The sequence below is a fragment of the Bradyrhizobium sp. MI1.3 genome, from assembly GCF_055811695.1.
This window is the reverse complement of the sequence record NZ_JBVVPQ010000035.1, coordinates 44,428-57,802: the sequence shown is the minus strand read 5'-3', so window position 1 is coordinate 57,802 and position 13,375 is coordinate 44,428. Positions and strand designations below refer to the sequence as shown.

12 protein-coding genes are annotated in these 13,375 nt (G+C 63.4%); 5 read left to right on the top strand and 7 right to left on the bottom strand.

The window, feature by feature from the left end:
• Positions 1-395: 395 nt before the first annotated feature.
• On the top strand, positions 396-2,558 hold the full coding sequence (locus tag AC0L3A_RS24290; protein ID WP_473255341.1) for a putative bifunctional diguanylate cyclase/phosphodiesterase: 2,163 nt from the start codon (positions 396-398) through the stop codon (positions 2,556-2,558).
• A 53-nt stretch (positions 2,559-2,611) separates the two neighbouring features.
• Here AC0L3A_RS24290 and AC0L3A_RS24285 read toward each other — a convergent pair whose 3' ends face one another.
• From AC0L3A_RS24285 to AC0L3A_RS24275, 3 genes are all read right to left on the bottom strand, one after another.
• Positions 2,612-3,355, bottom strand: coding sequence for a hypothetical protein (locus tag AC0L3A_RS24285; protein ID WP_473255340.1), 744 nt, complete (start codon positions 3,353-3,355; stop codon positions 2,612-2,614).
• 206 nt (positions 3,356-3,561) lie between these two features.
• Positions 3,562-4,716 carry an acyl-CoA dehydrogenase family protein gene (locus AC0L3A_RS24280; protein ID WP_473255339.1) on the bottom strand — a complete coding sequence of 385 codons (1,155 nt, stop codon included), beginning with the start codon at positions 4,714-4,716 and terminating at the stop codon, positions 3,562-3,564.
• Between the two features lie 106 nt (positions 4,717-4,822).
• Positions 4,823-6,448: an amidase family protein gene (locus AC0L3A_RS24275; RefSeq protein WP_473255338.1), complete on the bottom strand. Its 1,626-nt coding sequence runs from the start codon at positions 6,446-6,448 to the stop codon at positions 4,823-4,825.
• A 278-nt stretch (positions 6,449-6,726) separates the two neighbouring features.
• Between AC0L3A_RS24275 and AC0L3A_RS24270 the strand changes: the two genes are divergently transcribed.
• On the top strand, positions 6,727-8,106 hold the full coding sequence (locus tag AC0L3A_RS24270; protein ID WP_473255337.1) for a TAXI family TRAP transporter solute-binding subunit: 1,380 nt from the start codon (positions 6,727-6,729) through the stop codon (positions 8,104-8,106).
• A gap of 54 nt (positions 8,107-8,160) precedes the next feature.
• On the opposite strand, the gene AC0L3A_RS24265 is transcribed toward AC0L3A_RS24270, so the two are convergent.
• Complete coding sequence (locus AC0L3A_RS24265; RefSeq protein ID WP_473255336.1) at positions 8,161-8,622, bottom strand: GNAT family N-acetyltransferase; 462 nt, start codon at positions 8,620-8,622, stop codon at positions 8,161-8,163.
• Positions 8,623-9,140: 518 nt separating this feature from the next.
• Between AC0L3A_RS24265 and AC0L3A_RS24260 the strand changes: the two genes are divergently transcribed.
• A complete protein-coding gene (locus tag AC0L3A_RS24260; RefSeq protein WP_219679146.1) occupies positions 9,141-9,314 on the top strand; it encodes a hypothetical protein in 174 nt (57 codons plus the stop codon).
• Positions 9,315-9,328: 14 nt separating this feature from the next.
• A complete protein-coding gene (locus tag AC0L3A_RS24255) occupies positions 9,329-9,538 on the top strand; it encodes a hypothetical protein (RefSeq protein ID WP_219679148.1) in 210 nt (69 codons plus the stop codon).
• Positions 9,539-9,558: 20 nt separating this feature from the next.
• On the opposite strand, the gene AC0L3A_RS24250 is transcribed toward AC0L3A_RS24255, so the two are convergent.
• On the bottom strand, positions 9,559-9,771 hold the full coding sequence (locus tag AC0L3A_RS24250) for a hypothetical protein (RefSeq protein WP_473255334.1): 213 nt from the start codon (positions 9,769-9,771) through the stop codon (positions 9,559-9,561).
• Positions 9,772-10,061: 290 nt separating this feature from the next.
• Between AC0L3A_RS24250 and AC0L3A_RS24245 the strand changes: the two genes are divergently transcribed.
• Complete coding sequence (locus tag AC0L3A_RS24245; RefSeq protein WP_473255333.1) at positions 10,062-10,835, top strand: SDR family NAD(P)-dependent oxidoreductase; 774 nt, start codon at positions 10,062-10,064, stop codon at positions 10,833-10,835.
• 209 nt (positions 10,836-11,044) lie between these two features.
• On the opposite strand, the gene AC0L3A_RS24240 is transcribed toward AC0L3A_RS24245, so the two are convergent.
• Positions 11,045-11,332, bottom strand: a complete 288-nt coding sequence (locus tag AC0L3A_RS24240) for a hypothetical protein (RefSeq protein ID WP_473255332.1) — start codon at positions 11,330-11,332, stop codon at positions 11,045-11,047.
• 216 nt (positions 11,333-11,548) lie between these two features.
• Entirely contained in the window at positions 11,549-13,360 is a 1,812-nt protein-coding gene (gene lepA, locus AC0L3A_RS24235) for a translation elongation factor 4 (protein WP_007597755.1), read from the bottom strand.
• Positions 13,361-13,375: the final 15 nt, after the last annotated feature.

Sequence of the window (13,375 nt, the reverse complement as noted above, 5' to 3'; positions counted from 1 at the left end):
CGCAGTTCCGCAGAGTCGGACGGCCGATTCTTAACGAGGCGATAACCCTCTCATGCATTGACCAAAATTCGTGCGCGGGACGCGTGCTCACTCCCTTCTGCATGCAATCGCGCGCGATCGCGGAAATGATTCAAGGCAGCGCGCAATTTTGCGCCATCTCGTTCTCCGATGACGACAATGCGATGTGCTTGGAGCGCCCATCGCCACTGCCGCGCCTTGCAAACGGGCAATGAGGGCTGTTTTTTCGAGACTGCCAGACCGTGCGTCCCACCGCCATGCCACCCAAGATTACCTTTTTTTCAGACACTTGCCCCAAGAGTTGCGGTGGCTGGGCGCGACTGGGGCGAGTGAAGTTGAGTTTGGGGTTTCGAAAGCCAAGAAAGCGAAAGGGAAGCGTGCTTGGCAGGTCCGGCCTGCACCCGCGCAAGCCGCGCTTTGCGCGCGCCCCTCATCCTCCGTCCGAACGCGACGAAGTTCTGCGCCGCCGTGCCGAGGCTGCGATCGCGGAAGCGCGCAAATCCCATGAGCGCCTGCGCCAGGCCATCGACATCCTGCCGCAGGGCATCGTGTTTCTCGATGCCGAGGGCCGCTATGTCCTCTGGAACAAGCAATACGCGGAGATCTACAGCAAGACCGCCGATCTGTTCGAGGAGGGCGCCCGCCTGGAGGACACGCTGCGCATCGGCGTCGCCCGCGGCGATTATCCCGAAGCTGCCGGCCATGAGGAAGAATGGATCGCGGAGCGGCTGCAAAAGCTCTATCAGCCCGGCTCGCGCCACGAGCAGAAGCTGGCGGACGGCCGCGTCATCCTGATTGACGAGCGGCTGACCGAGGACGGCGGCGTCGTCGGCCTGCGCGTCGACATCACCGAGTTGAAGCAGCGCGAGGCCTCGTTCCGGCTGCTGTTCGACGGCAATCCGGTCCCCATGATCGTCTGCGCGCTGGACGACGAGCGCATCCTCGGCGTCAACGATGCCGCGGTCGCCCATTACGGCTATAGCCGCGCCGAGTTCGAGCGGCTGACGATCCGTTCCCTTCAGGCTTTCGACAATGAGCCGCCCTGGACCGCCGCTTCGGCCGGTGAGGAGCAGGCCGGACGCACCTGGAAGCACGTCAAGGCCGATGGCGCCCTGATCGACCTTGCGATCTATTCCCGCGAACTGACCTATGCCGAGCGGCCCGCGGTGCTGCTCGCGCTGATGGACATCACCGAGCGCAAGCGCGCCGAGGCGCGGCTCGCCTTCATGGCCCAGCATGACGGGCTGACCGGTCTGCCGAACCGCAATCTGCTGCGCCAGCAGGTCGACGAGATGCTGCTGCATACGAGGCGCAGCACCGACAAGGTCGCCCTGCTGATGCTGGGGCTCGACAATTTCAAGGCGGTCAACGACACGCTGGGGCACGCGGTCGGCGACAAGCTGCTGCGCGGCGTCGCCAAGCGGCTGCGTTCGTCCTTGCGCGAGGACGACGCGCTGGCGCGGCTGAACTCGGACGAGTTCGCGATCGTGCAGAGCGGCCTGACGCGTCCCGAGGATGCGGTGCTGCTGGCCAAGCGCCTGCTCGAAGCCATCGCCGATCCCTATCTGCTCGACGGCCATTCCGTGGTGATAAGCGCCTCCATCGGCATCGCGATGGCGCCGGGCGACGGCGACGATTCCGAAAAGCTGCTCAAGAGCGCCGACATGGCGCTGTCGCGCGCGAAGCTGGATGCGCGCGGCTCGTTCGCGTTCTTCGAGGCGGCGCTCGATGCGAAAGCGCAGACCCGCCGCAAGATCGAGGTCGAGCTGCGCGACGCCATCCAGAACGACGTGCTGCGGCCGTATTACCAGCCGCTGATCGACCTCCAGAGCGGCCGCATCACCGGCTTCGAGGCGCTGGTGCGCTGGCCGCATGCCGAGCGCGGCATGGTTTCGCCGGCCGAGTTCATTCCGGTCGCGGAAGAAACCGGGCTGATCAATCCGCTCGGCGGCCTGATGCTGCGCCGGGCCTGTCACGACGCAGCGACCTGGCCGGACGACGTCCGCGTCGCCGTCAACCTGTCGCCGCTCCAGTTCCGCAGCGGCAATCTGCTTTCGGTGGTGACGGATGCGCTGAAGCATTCCGGCCTGCCGCCGCGGCGGCTCGAGCTCGAGATCACGGAAACGCTGCTGCTGGAAAAGAGCGCCCAGGTGCTGGCGACGCTGCATGCGCTGCGCGCGCTCGGCGTGCGCATCTCGATGGACGATTTCGGCACCGGCTATTCCAGCCTGAGCTATCTGCGCAGCTTCCCCTTCGACAAGATCAAGATCGACCAGTCCTTCGTGCGCGATCTCGGCGCCAATCGCGAGGCCCAGGCGATCATCCGCTCCATCGTCAGCCTCGGCAAAGGCCTCGGCGTCACCATCACCGCCGAAGGCGTCGAGACCGAAGCCGAGCTGAGCTGCCTGCGTGCCGAAGGCTGCGACGAAGGCCAGGGGTTTCTGTTCAGCAAGGCCCGGCCGAATGCCGAGATCATCAGCCTGCTCGCCGCGCAGCGCGGCATCGACGGTGCCGAGGAAGACGCCGCGCTGGTGGCCTAGAGTTAGGATGCTGACCTGTTGTCTCGCGTCTCCAGATGCCCAAACCTGGAAGCTCACCGACCGACAAGTGTTACGGCCTCTTGCTCCTCGGCAGGAGCGGTTTCATGGGACCGCACGAATACGAACCGGGATGCCGCGGGGATCTGTGCCTCGGCACTCCCATCCTGGCCGATGAGGATGAGTCCCGCGCCGCCATTGGCGACATTCAAGATGACGGGCGCGCCCTGCCAGGTCCTGATTGGCTCCATTCCGATGATGAGAAACTCACCGATCGGCTGGTCGAAATATTGAAGCCTCAGTTGTGGTCCGACTTCTGCAGCCGCCAGGCCGAAACCCAATTGTTTGGCGCGCGCATAGATGTCCGCCAGCAACGCCGTGTCGGTCCGAAAGCCCAGTTCGGCTGCCGACACCGTGAAAAGCTCTACACTCGTTTTCGTGGCGCTAACGGTAAACGTTGGCCGCGCGAGAATTTCGCCGGCCGAGTTTCCGATGCCACAACCTGCCGCATCCAAAGCGTTACTGAGGGCGAAGAAGTTTGCAAACGTCCCGATCCTGATCGTCTTCCACGCGGGGAGATCGACGGCGGATTTGATTGGGACTTGCGGCCGATCAGACGGCGCCTGCTTGAGCTTCAGCTGATTCCGCAGGACGTCTCGCGCCGAGCATTGCGCCACGGCTTCGCTCGCAAACAGGAGAGTGCAGAGGGTGGCAACAAAGAGGATGCCACCATGGTGCCATCCCGGCGCATGACCCTGAATGGCATGGCAACTGACTTTCCTGCCAGCTGTTCGGCCCATAACGGACCTCTCTTGCGCAAATGCCGCGCGCTAAAAACAATTCGGAATTATCGCTTCCATATGGTCGGCGCGGTCACGGCGGAAAAGCCGTCGTCCTGTAGCTATAGAAATTAGTCGGAGAAAATTCACCAAGGTTCAGCGACGAAGACGCCGGATGGCGAACTCAATATAGGTCAGCGTGCGTGCACTTTCGCAACTGGTCGACGTCAGCGGTCCCCTGAAAGGATCACTTTACCGACATCCTCGTAATGCGTGTCGCGCGCCTGGATCTGCTGGGCGATGGCGTGCATGTCGCGAAAGCGGCGCTCGAACGGATTGCTGCGGAATACGGCCGTGGCGCCGGCCATGTGGTAGGCGGTGTCGACCACCTTGGCCGACTGGTGAATGGTCCAGGTCGCGGCGAGGCGAACCGAGCTCCGATGCGCCGCGCTGAACGCGCCGGTCGCGCAGAGATCGCGCCACATCGCACTTGCCGTCGCATAGAGATAGGCGCGCGCGGCCCGCAGGTCGCCCTCGGTGCGGCCGATCAGGCCCTGGACCGCCGGGTTGTCGTGCATGGCGCTGGCCGCCAGCGACTGATGCTTGCCGCGCGCCAGCGCGATCGCGGCATCCAGCGTGGCGCGCGCCACGCCGAGCGACACCGCGGCAAAGCCGAGGCTGAAGGTCGAGCCGGTGCCGATCCTGTAAAGTGGACCCTGCTCGCGTAGCGCGGACGGCACGTCACGAAACGCGGTGAAGCGCTCGGGGACGAACAGGTCGGCGACCTCGTAGGAATCGGTGCCGGTGCCGGCGAGCCCGATCGCCTGCCAGACGTCGTGCAGCACGGCGCTGGCGACCGGAAACAGGATGGTGCGCACCTCCGCCGAGCCGTCGGCATTTTTCCGCGGCGTGCCGTCAGCGCCGACGATGCGGACATGCGCCCCGAGCCAGCTCGCCTGCCGCGAGCCCGAGGCAAAATCCCAGCGCGCCGTGACGCGATAGCCGCCCTCGACCGCCCGCGCCTCATGCGCGATTGCGCCCCAGGCGAGGATGCCCGGCGCCGTGTTGAAGATCTCCTGCGCGGTGTCGTGGTCGAGCGAGGCCGCGATCATCGCACAGACGCTGCATTGGCCGAGACACCAGGCGGTGGAGGCATCCGCTTTCGCGATCTCCTCCAGCATCTGCATGAAGGCTTCCGGCGGCGCTTCGACGCCGCCAAGACTCTGCGGCAGCAGCGCGCGATAGAGCCCGTTCTCGATCAGCGCGTCGACGACGGCCGGCGTCAGCCGCCGCGTCCGCTCGATATCGTCAGCCTCGCCCGCGATGAGCGGCGCGATGGCGCGGGCGCGTTCGCCCAGATCGACGCCGGAAATAGTGTTCATTCGCGTTTCCTCGCCCCTTCTGCCGTGAGCGGTAAGTGGTGCGATGGTGGTCTATCTGGCAGGGAGGATCAAGCTGTCGCGCAATTTCGCGCGCACGCGGATGACATCACAGCGCGGGCAAGCCCGGCGGCGGCTTGCGAGCGTTGCTTGCTTGCTCGAAGGCATACGCCAGACGCAGCAGCTTGTGCTCGCTCCAGGCGCGCCCTGCGAAGGTGACGCCGAGCGGATAATCAGGCGTGTCTTTGCCGTCGAACGTTCCCGAGATGAAGCCGCCGGGCACCATGACGCTGGGATAGCCCGCCTTGGCGGCGATCGCCGCGCCAGTTGCGCCTGGGAATAGCACGGCGTCGAGCTCGTGCCGGTTCATGTAGGCGTCCATACCGTGCGTCTTGGCGGAGAGCAGATCCATGGCACGTGCAGATTTGTACACGCGTTCGCTCAAGTCGCCTCTGGTCAGGTCGGCGGCGAGGAAGAAGTCCTGGCCGAAGCGCAGCGCCTTTCCCGCGTTCGCGTTGTTGAAGGCCACGACGTCGGCAATGGTCTTGATGTCAGTATTGGTGGCCCAGTCCCTCAGATAGAGATTAAGATCACTCTTCAACTCGTAAAGGAAGACGACCGGCGGCCGCACGACCGTGCCTTTTTGGCTGCTTAGGGGATTGCAATTGAGCACCGCCATAGTTGTGCCCGGCCCACCGATCCAGCCGAGCGTCGGCATGTTGGCGCGCACGATGACGGCGCCGAGATCTTCCAGCGTCTTGATCGTTTCGGTCATCAGCTTGAACCTGTCGGGCAGCAGCTTGCCGTAATAGCAATCGTTCAGCGGGTCAGCGGGGTCGCTCGGCACGCCGATGCGCGCGCCCTTAACGGCGTCCGACGCGAGGCCGGCGGTGTAGTCGGCCGGGCGCCGCTGCGCTTGCGTCACTGGGTCGAGCGGGTCCTTGGCAGCCAGCACATTCAGCAGCATCGCCGCATCGCGCACCGTGCGCGTCATAGGCCCGGCGGTGTCCTGGCTGTGCGCGAGCGGCAGGATGCCGGCACGGCTGATCAGCCCGACCGTCGGCTTCACGGTGACCAGTCCGTTCAGGCTGGCAGGAAACAGCAGCGAGCCCGAGGTTTCGGTACCGATCGAGGCCGCGCACAGTCCGGCTGCCACCGCGACGGCCGGACCCGAGCTTGAGCCCCCTGGGGTCAGAACCGGGATGCCGTGCTCGTCCATCAGGCCTGGTGCGTAGGGGTTCTTCACCTGCCCGCCCAGCGATGAATAGCCCGAGGGCATGTCGATCGCGAGCATGTTGGCGAACTCCGTCAGGTTCGCCTTGCCCAGGAGCACCGCGCCGGCGCTCCGCAGCAGCTTGACGATGGTGGCATCATCCCTGGCGTGCGCGCCCTCGAGCGCCAGCGAGCCCGCCGTGGTCGGCTGTTCGTCGCCGGTCGCGATATTGTCCTTCAGCAGGATCGGTACGCCCGCCAGCGGCCGCTGGACCGACGGCCTCGTGCCGTCGAGCGTGCCCGCGAGCGCATCGGGATTGAGCGCGCGGACCGAGTTGAGTTTAGGCCCATCGCGGTCATAGACCGCGATGCGGGCAAGATAGAATTCGGCCAGTGCCCTCGCGGTGATCCGCCCGCCGGCCAGGTCATCGACGATGTCGCTCATCGGCGCGTGCGCGAGCATCTGCATGGTCGGTGCCGACGGCGTCCGTTCAGTCAGGCCAGCTCCAGGAAGCTCGGACATGCGCGTTTCCTCGCCCATTCTGCCGTGAGCGGTCAATCGCGCGATGGTGATCTATTTGCAGAGGAGGATCAAGGTGGTGTGGCGTCAATCCGGCAATCACTACGTGAAGTGCGGAATCGGAGATGATAGCGCAAGCTCGAAGAGCTCACGCCGGCCCCAAGAAACTATTGGTGCTGCTCGGACATTATCGTTGTCCAGAAGAGCATGATACTGTTCCGAAACAGGCAGCGATTTTGACCTCCAACCGGCAGCGGCAAATGTCCTCGTCTGATGCTCCGATGAAACGCGGTGACGCAGCCCGCCGAGGGCGGAGACAGACGAAGACCCTACTGCTGATTTTAGCCATCGGATTTCTCGTTTTCGGTGCCGCTGCGGGTACATTGTATTACGCGCTGCGGCCGATAACTCTTCGGATTGCCGTCGGACCGCCGGGAAGCAACGATCACAAAGTGATCGAGGCGATGACCGAGGCCTTTATCAACGAGAGCAGGACCGTGAGGCTGTCTCCGATCACGACCGCCGGAGCGGCCGAAGCTCTCGCTCTGCTCGGTGCCGGCAAGGTCGACCTTGCGGTGGGTCGCGGCGATCTGGAAATGCCCGCCGACGCGCAAACAGTCGTCATCTTGCGCAAGAACTTCGTCGTGCTGTGGTCTTCTTCGGGACCGGCGGGCAAGGGCTCCAAGCGAAAGCCGGCGGCGAAAATCAAGGAGGTCGCCGATCTCGCGGGACACAAGGTGGGGGTGATCGGCGCGACCCCGGCGAACGCCGCGTTGCTGAGGGTGATCCTGAGCGCCGCCGGTGTGGAGCCGGACAAGGTCACGGTCACTCAATTCGGCACGGGCCAGTTCGAGGAGCTGGCGCGCGACCCGAGCCTCGACGCCTTCATGGCGGTCGGTCCGCTCGACAGCAAGATAACCGCCGACGCGATTGCCGCGACCGCCCGGATGCGGGGCGAGCCGAAATTTCTCGCGATCGACGCATCGGAAGCCATCGCCCTGAAGCATCCTCGTTATGAATCGGAGGAAATTCCGCCAAGCATTTTCAATGCGAATCCAGCCCGGCCGGATGACAAGGTGGAGACCGTCAGTGTCAGCCATTTGATCGTTGCACGGAAAGCCTTGTCCGAAACGACAGTGTCAGCGTTCTACCGCCAGCAATTCGCCCTCCGCCAGGCGATCGCCAGGCAGGTGCCTGGCGCTGCGCAAATCATCAAGCCGGACACAGAGAAGGAAGCCGAGCTGCCGGTTCACCGGGGAGCGGCGGCCGTGATCGACGGGACCGAGCGCACCTTCCTCGACAGGTACGGCGACTACTTCTGGTTTGCGCTCCTGCTTCTCTCCGGCATCGGCTCGGCCGGCGCCTGGCTGCGTCAATATCTGAATCGGGATGAAAGGGACGAGAACACCAGCCATCGCAACAGAATCCTGGCCCTGGTTTCCAAGGTGCGCACCGCGGAGTTCGACCACGAACTGCTGGCCATGCAGCAGGAGGTTGACAGCATCATCGAGGAAACGCTTGGCTGCTACGATGACGGCGCCATCGAGGAGGAGGAGCTGGCAGCCTTCGGCCTTGTGCTCGAACTGTTCGACCATGCCCTCAGTGAGAGGCGCGCAGCGTTGCAAACCCCTCCTTCGAACGTGCTCGCCGCGCGGCGGTAGGCGAAACAATAAGCCCGCTGCCCGCTGAATCCCAGAGAACAGTCCAAACCGGATCTAGGTCGGGTCCTTTAGCAGGCGCTCCATGATAATCGTGCGTTCGTCACCATGATAGCTGTCGTGCACCGCCTTGAACCCGAGCCGCGCGTAGAAAGTCTCGGCGGTAACGGAAGAAGGGACGGTCAGCGAAGCAATGTTTCGCGCGCGCGCCGTGCGCTCAATCTCGGCCATCAGCAGCTTGCCGATGCCCCGGGCCTGAACATCGGGAGCCACGAAAACGGTGCGGACCACATTTCCGTCGAGACCTGCGGTCGCAACGATGCGGCTGCGGATCGTGGCGACAAACACGGTGCGTTGTCCGATCAGTCGCCGTACGGCTTCGGGACTGAAGCTATGCGCGATCCTTTCGATGATCCCGTCCGCATAGTCCTTCGCGTTCGTTTCCCGCAGCGCCCACAAGATGACCGCGCTGATCTCATCGGCATCATCTGCGCGTGCAGGCCGGATTGCGCATTCCATGGGCCACTCCAGTCGGCGCGCCGGGTTCGCTCCGTGAAAAGCGCAATGACCCCTCGCTATTGCAGTCCCAGACCGCTGCAGTACCACGCCATGTCTTCGTGTCTCCAGCCCCGCTTGACGCCTGATTCCTTGCATTCGTTGTAGGTCTTGAAGTTTGCTCCGTTTCGGCAGCCTGACGGGTAGCTCCCGAAGCCGCCACCCGAGGTGGAACATGCGACCGGGCTGGCTGCCGTGGTCGGGGCGGCCGTGGCTTTGGGAGCTGCGTTCGCTGATGTGATCGACAAAATGATCAAGCCCCCTAACGCAAAAACCGAAGCTTTCATTGCCTTCTCCTGATCGCAGGGATGCGTCATGCTATCCCAGGATGTGTTGTAGCAGAAGATGCAACCGAGATGAAGGAACACTGTGCTGCGCGCGCTTTCTGGTTGTGCCATTCAACAGCAAACCCCCACTGCGTCGGTTCCTTCGGAGGAACGGTCATCAGCTCCAGGCGTTTGAGGTAGCGAAAGGACACTTGCATGACCGAGAAATTCGATCCGGCGCCGCCGGACAAGAACGCGGAAGATCTCAAGCGTGGCATCCGACGCGACAAGGCCAAGGACGACGAATTGGAAAAGGGCTTGAAGGACAGTTTCCCGGCGTCGGACCCGGTGAGCAGCACCCAGGCGTCGAAGGCGACGCCGGACGCATGAAGGAGGGATAGATTATGGGCATCGCAGCCTATGATATTGTTGGCAGGGATGGTGCATGGCACGTCGACCACGATGGTGAAATCAGGAACACTTACCAGACCAAGGAAGCCGCTTTCGAGGCGGCTGTTGCGGCGGCATCGCTTGCCATGCGGCAGGGTCACTCCGTCCGGCTGACGGTGCCGGAGAGCGAGAACGCCGTCGGCGCGGAAAATTCGGGCGGATGACCTTCGAGGAAATCCCCGTTCTACACGGCCGCCAGCAAATGAGCTGGCGCAAACGGCTTGCGCAAAAAAATCGTATTGGGCGGCAGCGGCGCCATCACCGTCCCGGACATCAGCACGATGTTCAGCCCCGGATGGGCACTGCGAGCGTACTCTGCGAGCTCGAGCCCGGTCATTCTCCCTGCGAGGTTGTGATCGGTGATGAGCGCCCGCAGCTCCGTGCCCGTCGACGCCACGATAAGCTCCGCCGCTTCTGCGGTGGCACATTCGACACTTCGAACCCTTCGTCCTTGAGGAGGTCGGATAGAACTTCGCGCTGGAGCGAGTCATCCTCGACCAGCAGCATGACGAAATTCGACATGCGGTCATTCCCAACTTATCGGATGTTAATGCGCATCCCGGAAGATTGTTCGGTTGTGATGTCTTCGTTCGCAGCAACCTGCGCACGGCATGATCAGTCGAACATGTTGCATTCTCCTTGAGGCTTCGACGGAGGCGCCGAAGCGGGGATCGGACAGGAGTGGCAATGGCAATCGTCTTCATCACGGGCAGCACGGACGGTCTTGGCCGCGCAGCAGCCCAGTCTCTCCTCGAACAGGGCCACCAAATCGTCCTGCACGCACGATCGGCGGAACGTGCGGCGGCAATCGCCGGGCTTGAATCGCATTCCGCGCGGGTCGTGATCGGCGATCTCAAGAGCGCTGCCCAGACGAGGCACGTGGCAGATCAGGTCAACGCCATCGGGCGAATGGACGCGGTCATCCACAACGCCGGGGTCTATACCGAGCGCAGCCGCGGCCCGACGCCCGAAGGCCACGCCACCACCCTGGCGGTCAACACGCTCGCGCCCTATTTGCTCACCGCCCTGATGAAACGCCCCGATCGGCTGGTGTATCTCAGCAGCGGACTACATCGTGGCGGAGAGGGATCGCTAGGCGATCTCGACTGGACGAGGCGAACCTGGGATCCGGCCAAGGCGTACGCCGAGAGCAAGCTGCACATGGTCGCACTGGCCTTTGCCTTGGCGCGGCGTTGGCCGCAGGTGCTGAGCAACGCCGTCGATCCCGGCTGGGCGCGCACCAAAATGGGCGGTGCCGGAGCGCCGGTCGGCGTGGCCACCGGACAACGGACGCAGACCTGGCTCGCTGTGAGCGATGATCCCGCCGCCCTGGTCAGCGGTCGTTACTGGCATGACCTCCGGCAACAAGAGCCGGCGCACGAAGCGACCGATCCCGATTTTCAGGAGCGGCTTCTGGACCAGCTGGGCGAGTTGACAGGGGTGACGTTGCCTCCGGCATAGAAGCAATTCGCCTGATGCTCGTAGGATGGGTAGAGCGCAAGCGAAACCCATCAAACTTCCAGACAGCGCTCGTCGGCCGATGGGTTTCGCAAGAGCTCAACCCATCCTACGAGCTGATCGTGCGTTGGTCCAAATGACCGGAATGTGCACCGATGCCTTGTCGAGCCGGTGTTTCCTCCAATCGCACCGAAGACCTCGCGTGAGGTCCGTCAGACGTCCGCTATCGGAAACACTTCCAGCTTGGCTGCTGATTTTTCCAGCAACGAGGCCTGACCTGTCCGCCGAGGGTCATTCCGATAGTTTTGAAAGTCCTCATCGGATGCGAAGCTGACGATGTGCATCTCGATGGTGCCATCCGGAGTTCGAAGCCGACGGTCCAGACGTCCGTTGAACTCGGGCAATAGCGGCAGAACCGCGCCCTTGTAGGCTCGAAAGTCCGCGATACCCTCTGCCGGTATTCGGGCCACGAGCACGACTGGTTTGCTTTGATGGGACATCGCCGCCTGCCGACCGCACCGCTGCCATGATGCCATCATGCTCCTGTTTTGCCCGACGAGTCAAACAGGATTCGCAAAATCGGAAGTTGGAAAAACCTTGTGCCAACAACGTGCCGGCTACTGTGCATGGGGTTGTTTTCGCGTTTTTTGTTATCCGGCCCCAAACATCCCTACCGGACCTGTGTTGTTTCGCTCGAGCCGGGCTAGGCCCCCGCCTCAGCTGTCCACCTTCAGCGCGGCGATGAAGGCTTCCTGCGGGATGTCGACCTTGCCGAACTGCCGCATCTTCTTCTTGCCTTCCTTCTGCTTCTCCAGAAGTTTTCGTTTGCGCGTGATGTCGCCGCCGTAGCACTTTGCGGTGACGTCCTTGCGCAGCGCACGCACCGTCTCGCGGGCGATCACCTTGCCGCCGATCGCCGCCTGGATCGGGATCTGGAACATGTGCGGCGGGATCAAATCCTTCATCTTCTCGACCATGGCGCGGCCGCGCCCCTCCGCGCGGGTGCGGTGGACCAGCATCGAGAGCGCGTCGACCGGCTCGTTGTTGACGAGGATCTGCATCTTCACCAGATCGGCCGGCTTGTAGTCGGTGAGATGATAGTCGAACGAGGCGTAGCCTTTGGAGACCGACTTCAGGCGGTCGTAGAAGTCGAACACGACCTCGTTGAGCGGCAGATCGTATTTCACCATGGCGCGGGAGCCGACGTAGGTCAGCTCCTTCTGCACGCCGCGGCGGTCCTGGCACAGCTTGAGCACGCTGCCGAGATATTCGTCGGGCGTGAGAATCGTGGCCTCGATCCAGGGCTCCTGGATCTCCGCGATCTTGACCACATCAGGCATGTCGACAGGATTGTGGATCGAGATTTCCTGCCCGTCGGTCAGGCTCATCTTGTAGATCACGCTCGGCGCGGTCGCGATCAGGTTGAGATCGAATTCGCGCGACAGACGCTCCTGGATGATCTCCAGGTGCAACAGCCCGAGGAAGCCGCAGCGGAAGCCGAAGCCGAGTGCGGCCGAGGTCTCCATCTCGTAGGAGAAGCTGGCATCGTTGAGGCGCAGCTTGCCCATCGCCGCGCGCAAGGTCTCGAAGTCGTCGGCGTCGGCGGGGAACAAGCCGCAGAACACCACGGGAATGGCCGGCTTGAAGCCCGCCAGCATCTCGGTGACAGGCTTCTTGTCGTCGGTGATGGTGTCGCCGACGCGGGTGTCGGCCACTTCTTTGATCGCGGCGGTGATGAAGCCGATCTCGCCGGGGCCGAGCTCGTCGACCTGCGTCATCTTCGGGGTGAAGAAGCCGACGCGCTCGATGTCATAGGCCGCGCCCGTGCCCATCATGCGAACCCGGCTGCCCTTCTTCATGACACCGTCGACGACGCGGATCAGCACGACGACGCCGAGATAGACGTCGTACCAGCTGTCGACCAGCAGCGCCTTCAGCGTCGCCTCGCGGTCGCCCTTCGGCGGCGGCAGGCGGGTGACGATCGCTTCCAGCACATCGGGCACGCCGAGGCCGGTCTTGGCCGAGATCATCACGGATTCGGAGGCGTCGATGCCGATGACGTCCTCGATCTGTTGCTTGACCTTCTCGGGCTCTGCGGCGGGGAGGTCGACCTTGTTCAGGACCGGAACGATCTCATGCCCCGCATCGAGCGCGTGGTAGACGTTGGCGAGCGTCTGCGCCTCGACGCCCTGGCTGGCGTCGACCACCAGCAGGGAACCCTCGCAGGCCGCCAGCGACCGCGAGACTTCGTAGGCGAAGTCGACATGGCCGGGCGTGTCCATCAGGTTGAAGATGTAATCCTTGCCGTCCTTGGCGCGGTAGGCGAGGCGCACCGTCTGCGCCTTGATGGTGATGCCGCGCTCGCGCTCGATGTCCATGGAATCGAGCACCTGCTCCTTGCCCGCCATTTCCCGGTCGGTGAGGCCGCCGGTCATCTGAATCAGGCGGTCGGCCAGCGTCGATTTGCCATGGTCGATATGGGCGACGATGGAGAAATTGCGGATGTTGGAAATGGGGACGGTCGTCATGGGCGCGGGATACCA

What these genes read in the sequence shown, in the direction of transcription:
- AC0L3A_RS24285 (WP_473255340.1), bottom strand. Translation starts at nt 3,355, where the DNA reads ATGGGCCGAACAGCTGGCAGGAAAGTCAGTTGCCATGCCATTCAGGGT.
- AC0L3A_RS24280 (WP_473255339.1), bottom strand. Translation starts at nt 4,716, where the DNA reads ATGAACACTATTTCCGGCGTCGATCTGGGCGAACGCGCCCGCGCCATC.
- AC0L3A_RS24275 (WP_473255338.1), bottom strand. Translation starts at nt 6,448, where the DNA reads ATGTCCGAGCTTCCTGGAGCTGGCCTGACTGAACGGACGCCGTCGGCA.
- AC0L3A_RS24270 (WP_473255337.1), top strand. Translation starts at nt 6,727, where the DNA reads ATGAAACGCGGTGACGCAGCCCGCCGAGGGCGGAGACAGACGAAGACC.
- AC0L3A_RS24265 (WP_473255336.1), bottom strand. Translation starts at nt 8,622, where the DNA reads ATGGAATGCGCAATCCGGCCTGCACGCGCAGATGATGCCGATGAGATC.
- AC0L3A_RS24260 (WP_219679146.1), top strand. Translation starts at nt 9,141, where the DNA reads ATGACCGAGAAATTCGATCCGGCGCCGCCGGACAAGAACGCGGAAGAT.
- AC0L3A_RS24255 (WP_219679148.1), top strand. Translation starts at nt 9,329, where the DNA reads ATGGGCATCGCAGCCTATGATATTGTTGGCAGGGATGGTGCATGGCAC.
- AC0L3A_RS24245 (WP_473255333.1), top strand. Translation starts at nt 10,062, where the DNA reads ATGGCAATCGTCTTCATCACGGGCAGCACGGACGGTCTTGGCCGCGCA.
- AC0L3A_RS24240 (WP_473255332.1), bottom strand. Translation starts at nt 11,332, where the DNA reads ATGTCCCATCAAAGCAAACCAGTCGTGCTCGTGGCCCGAATACCGGCA.
- lepA (WP_007597755.1), bottom strand. Translation starts at nt 13,360, where the DNA reads ATGACGACCGTCCCCATTTCCAACATCCGCAATTTCTCCATCGTCGCC.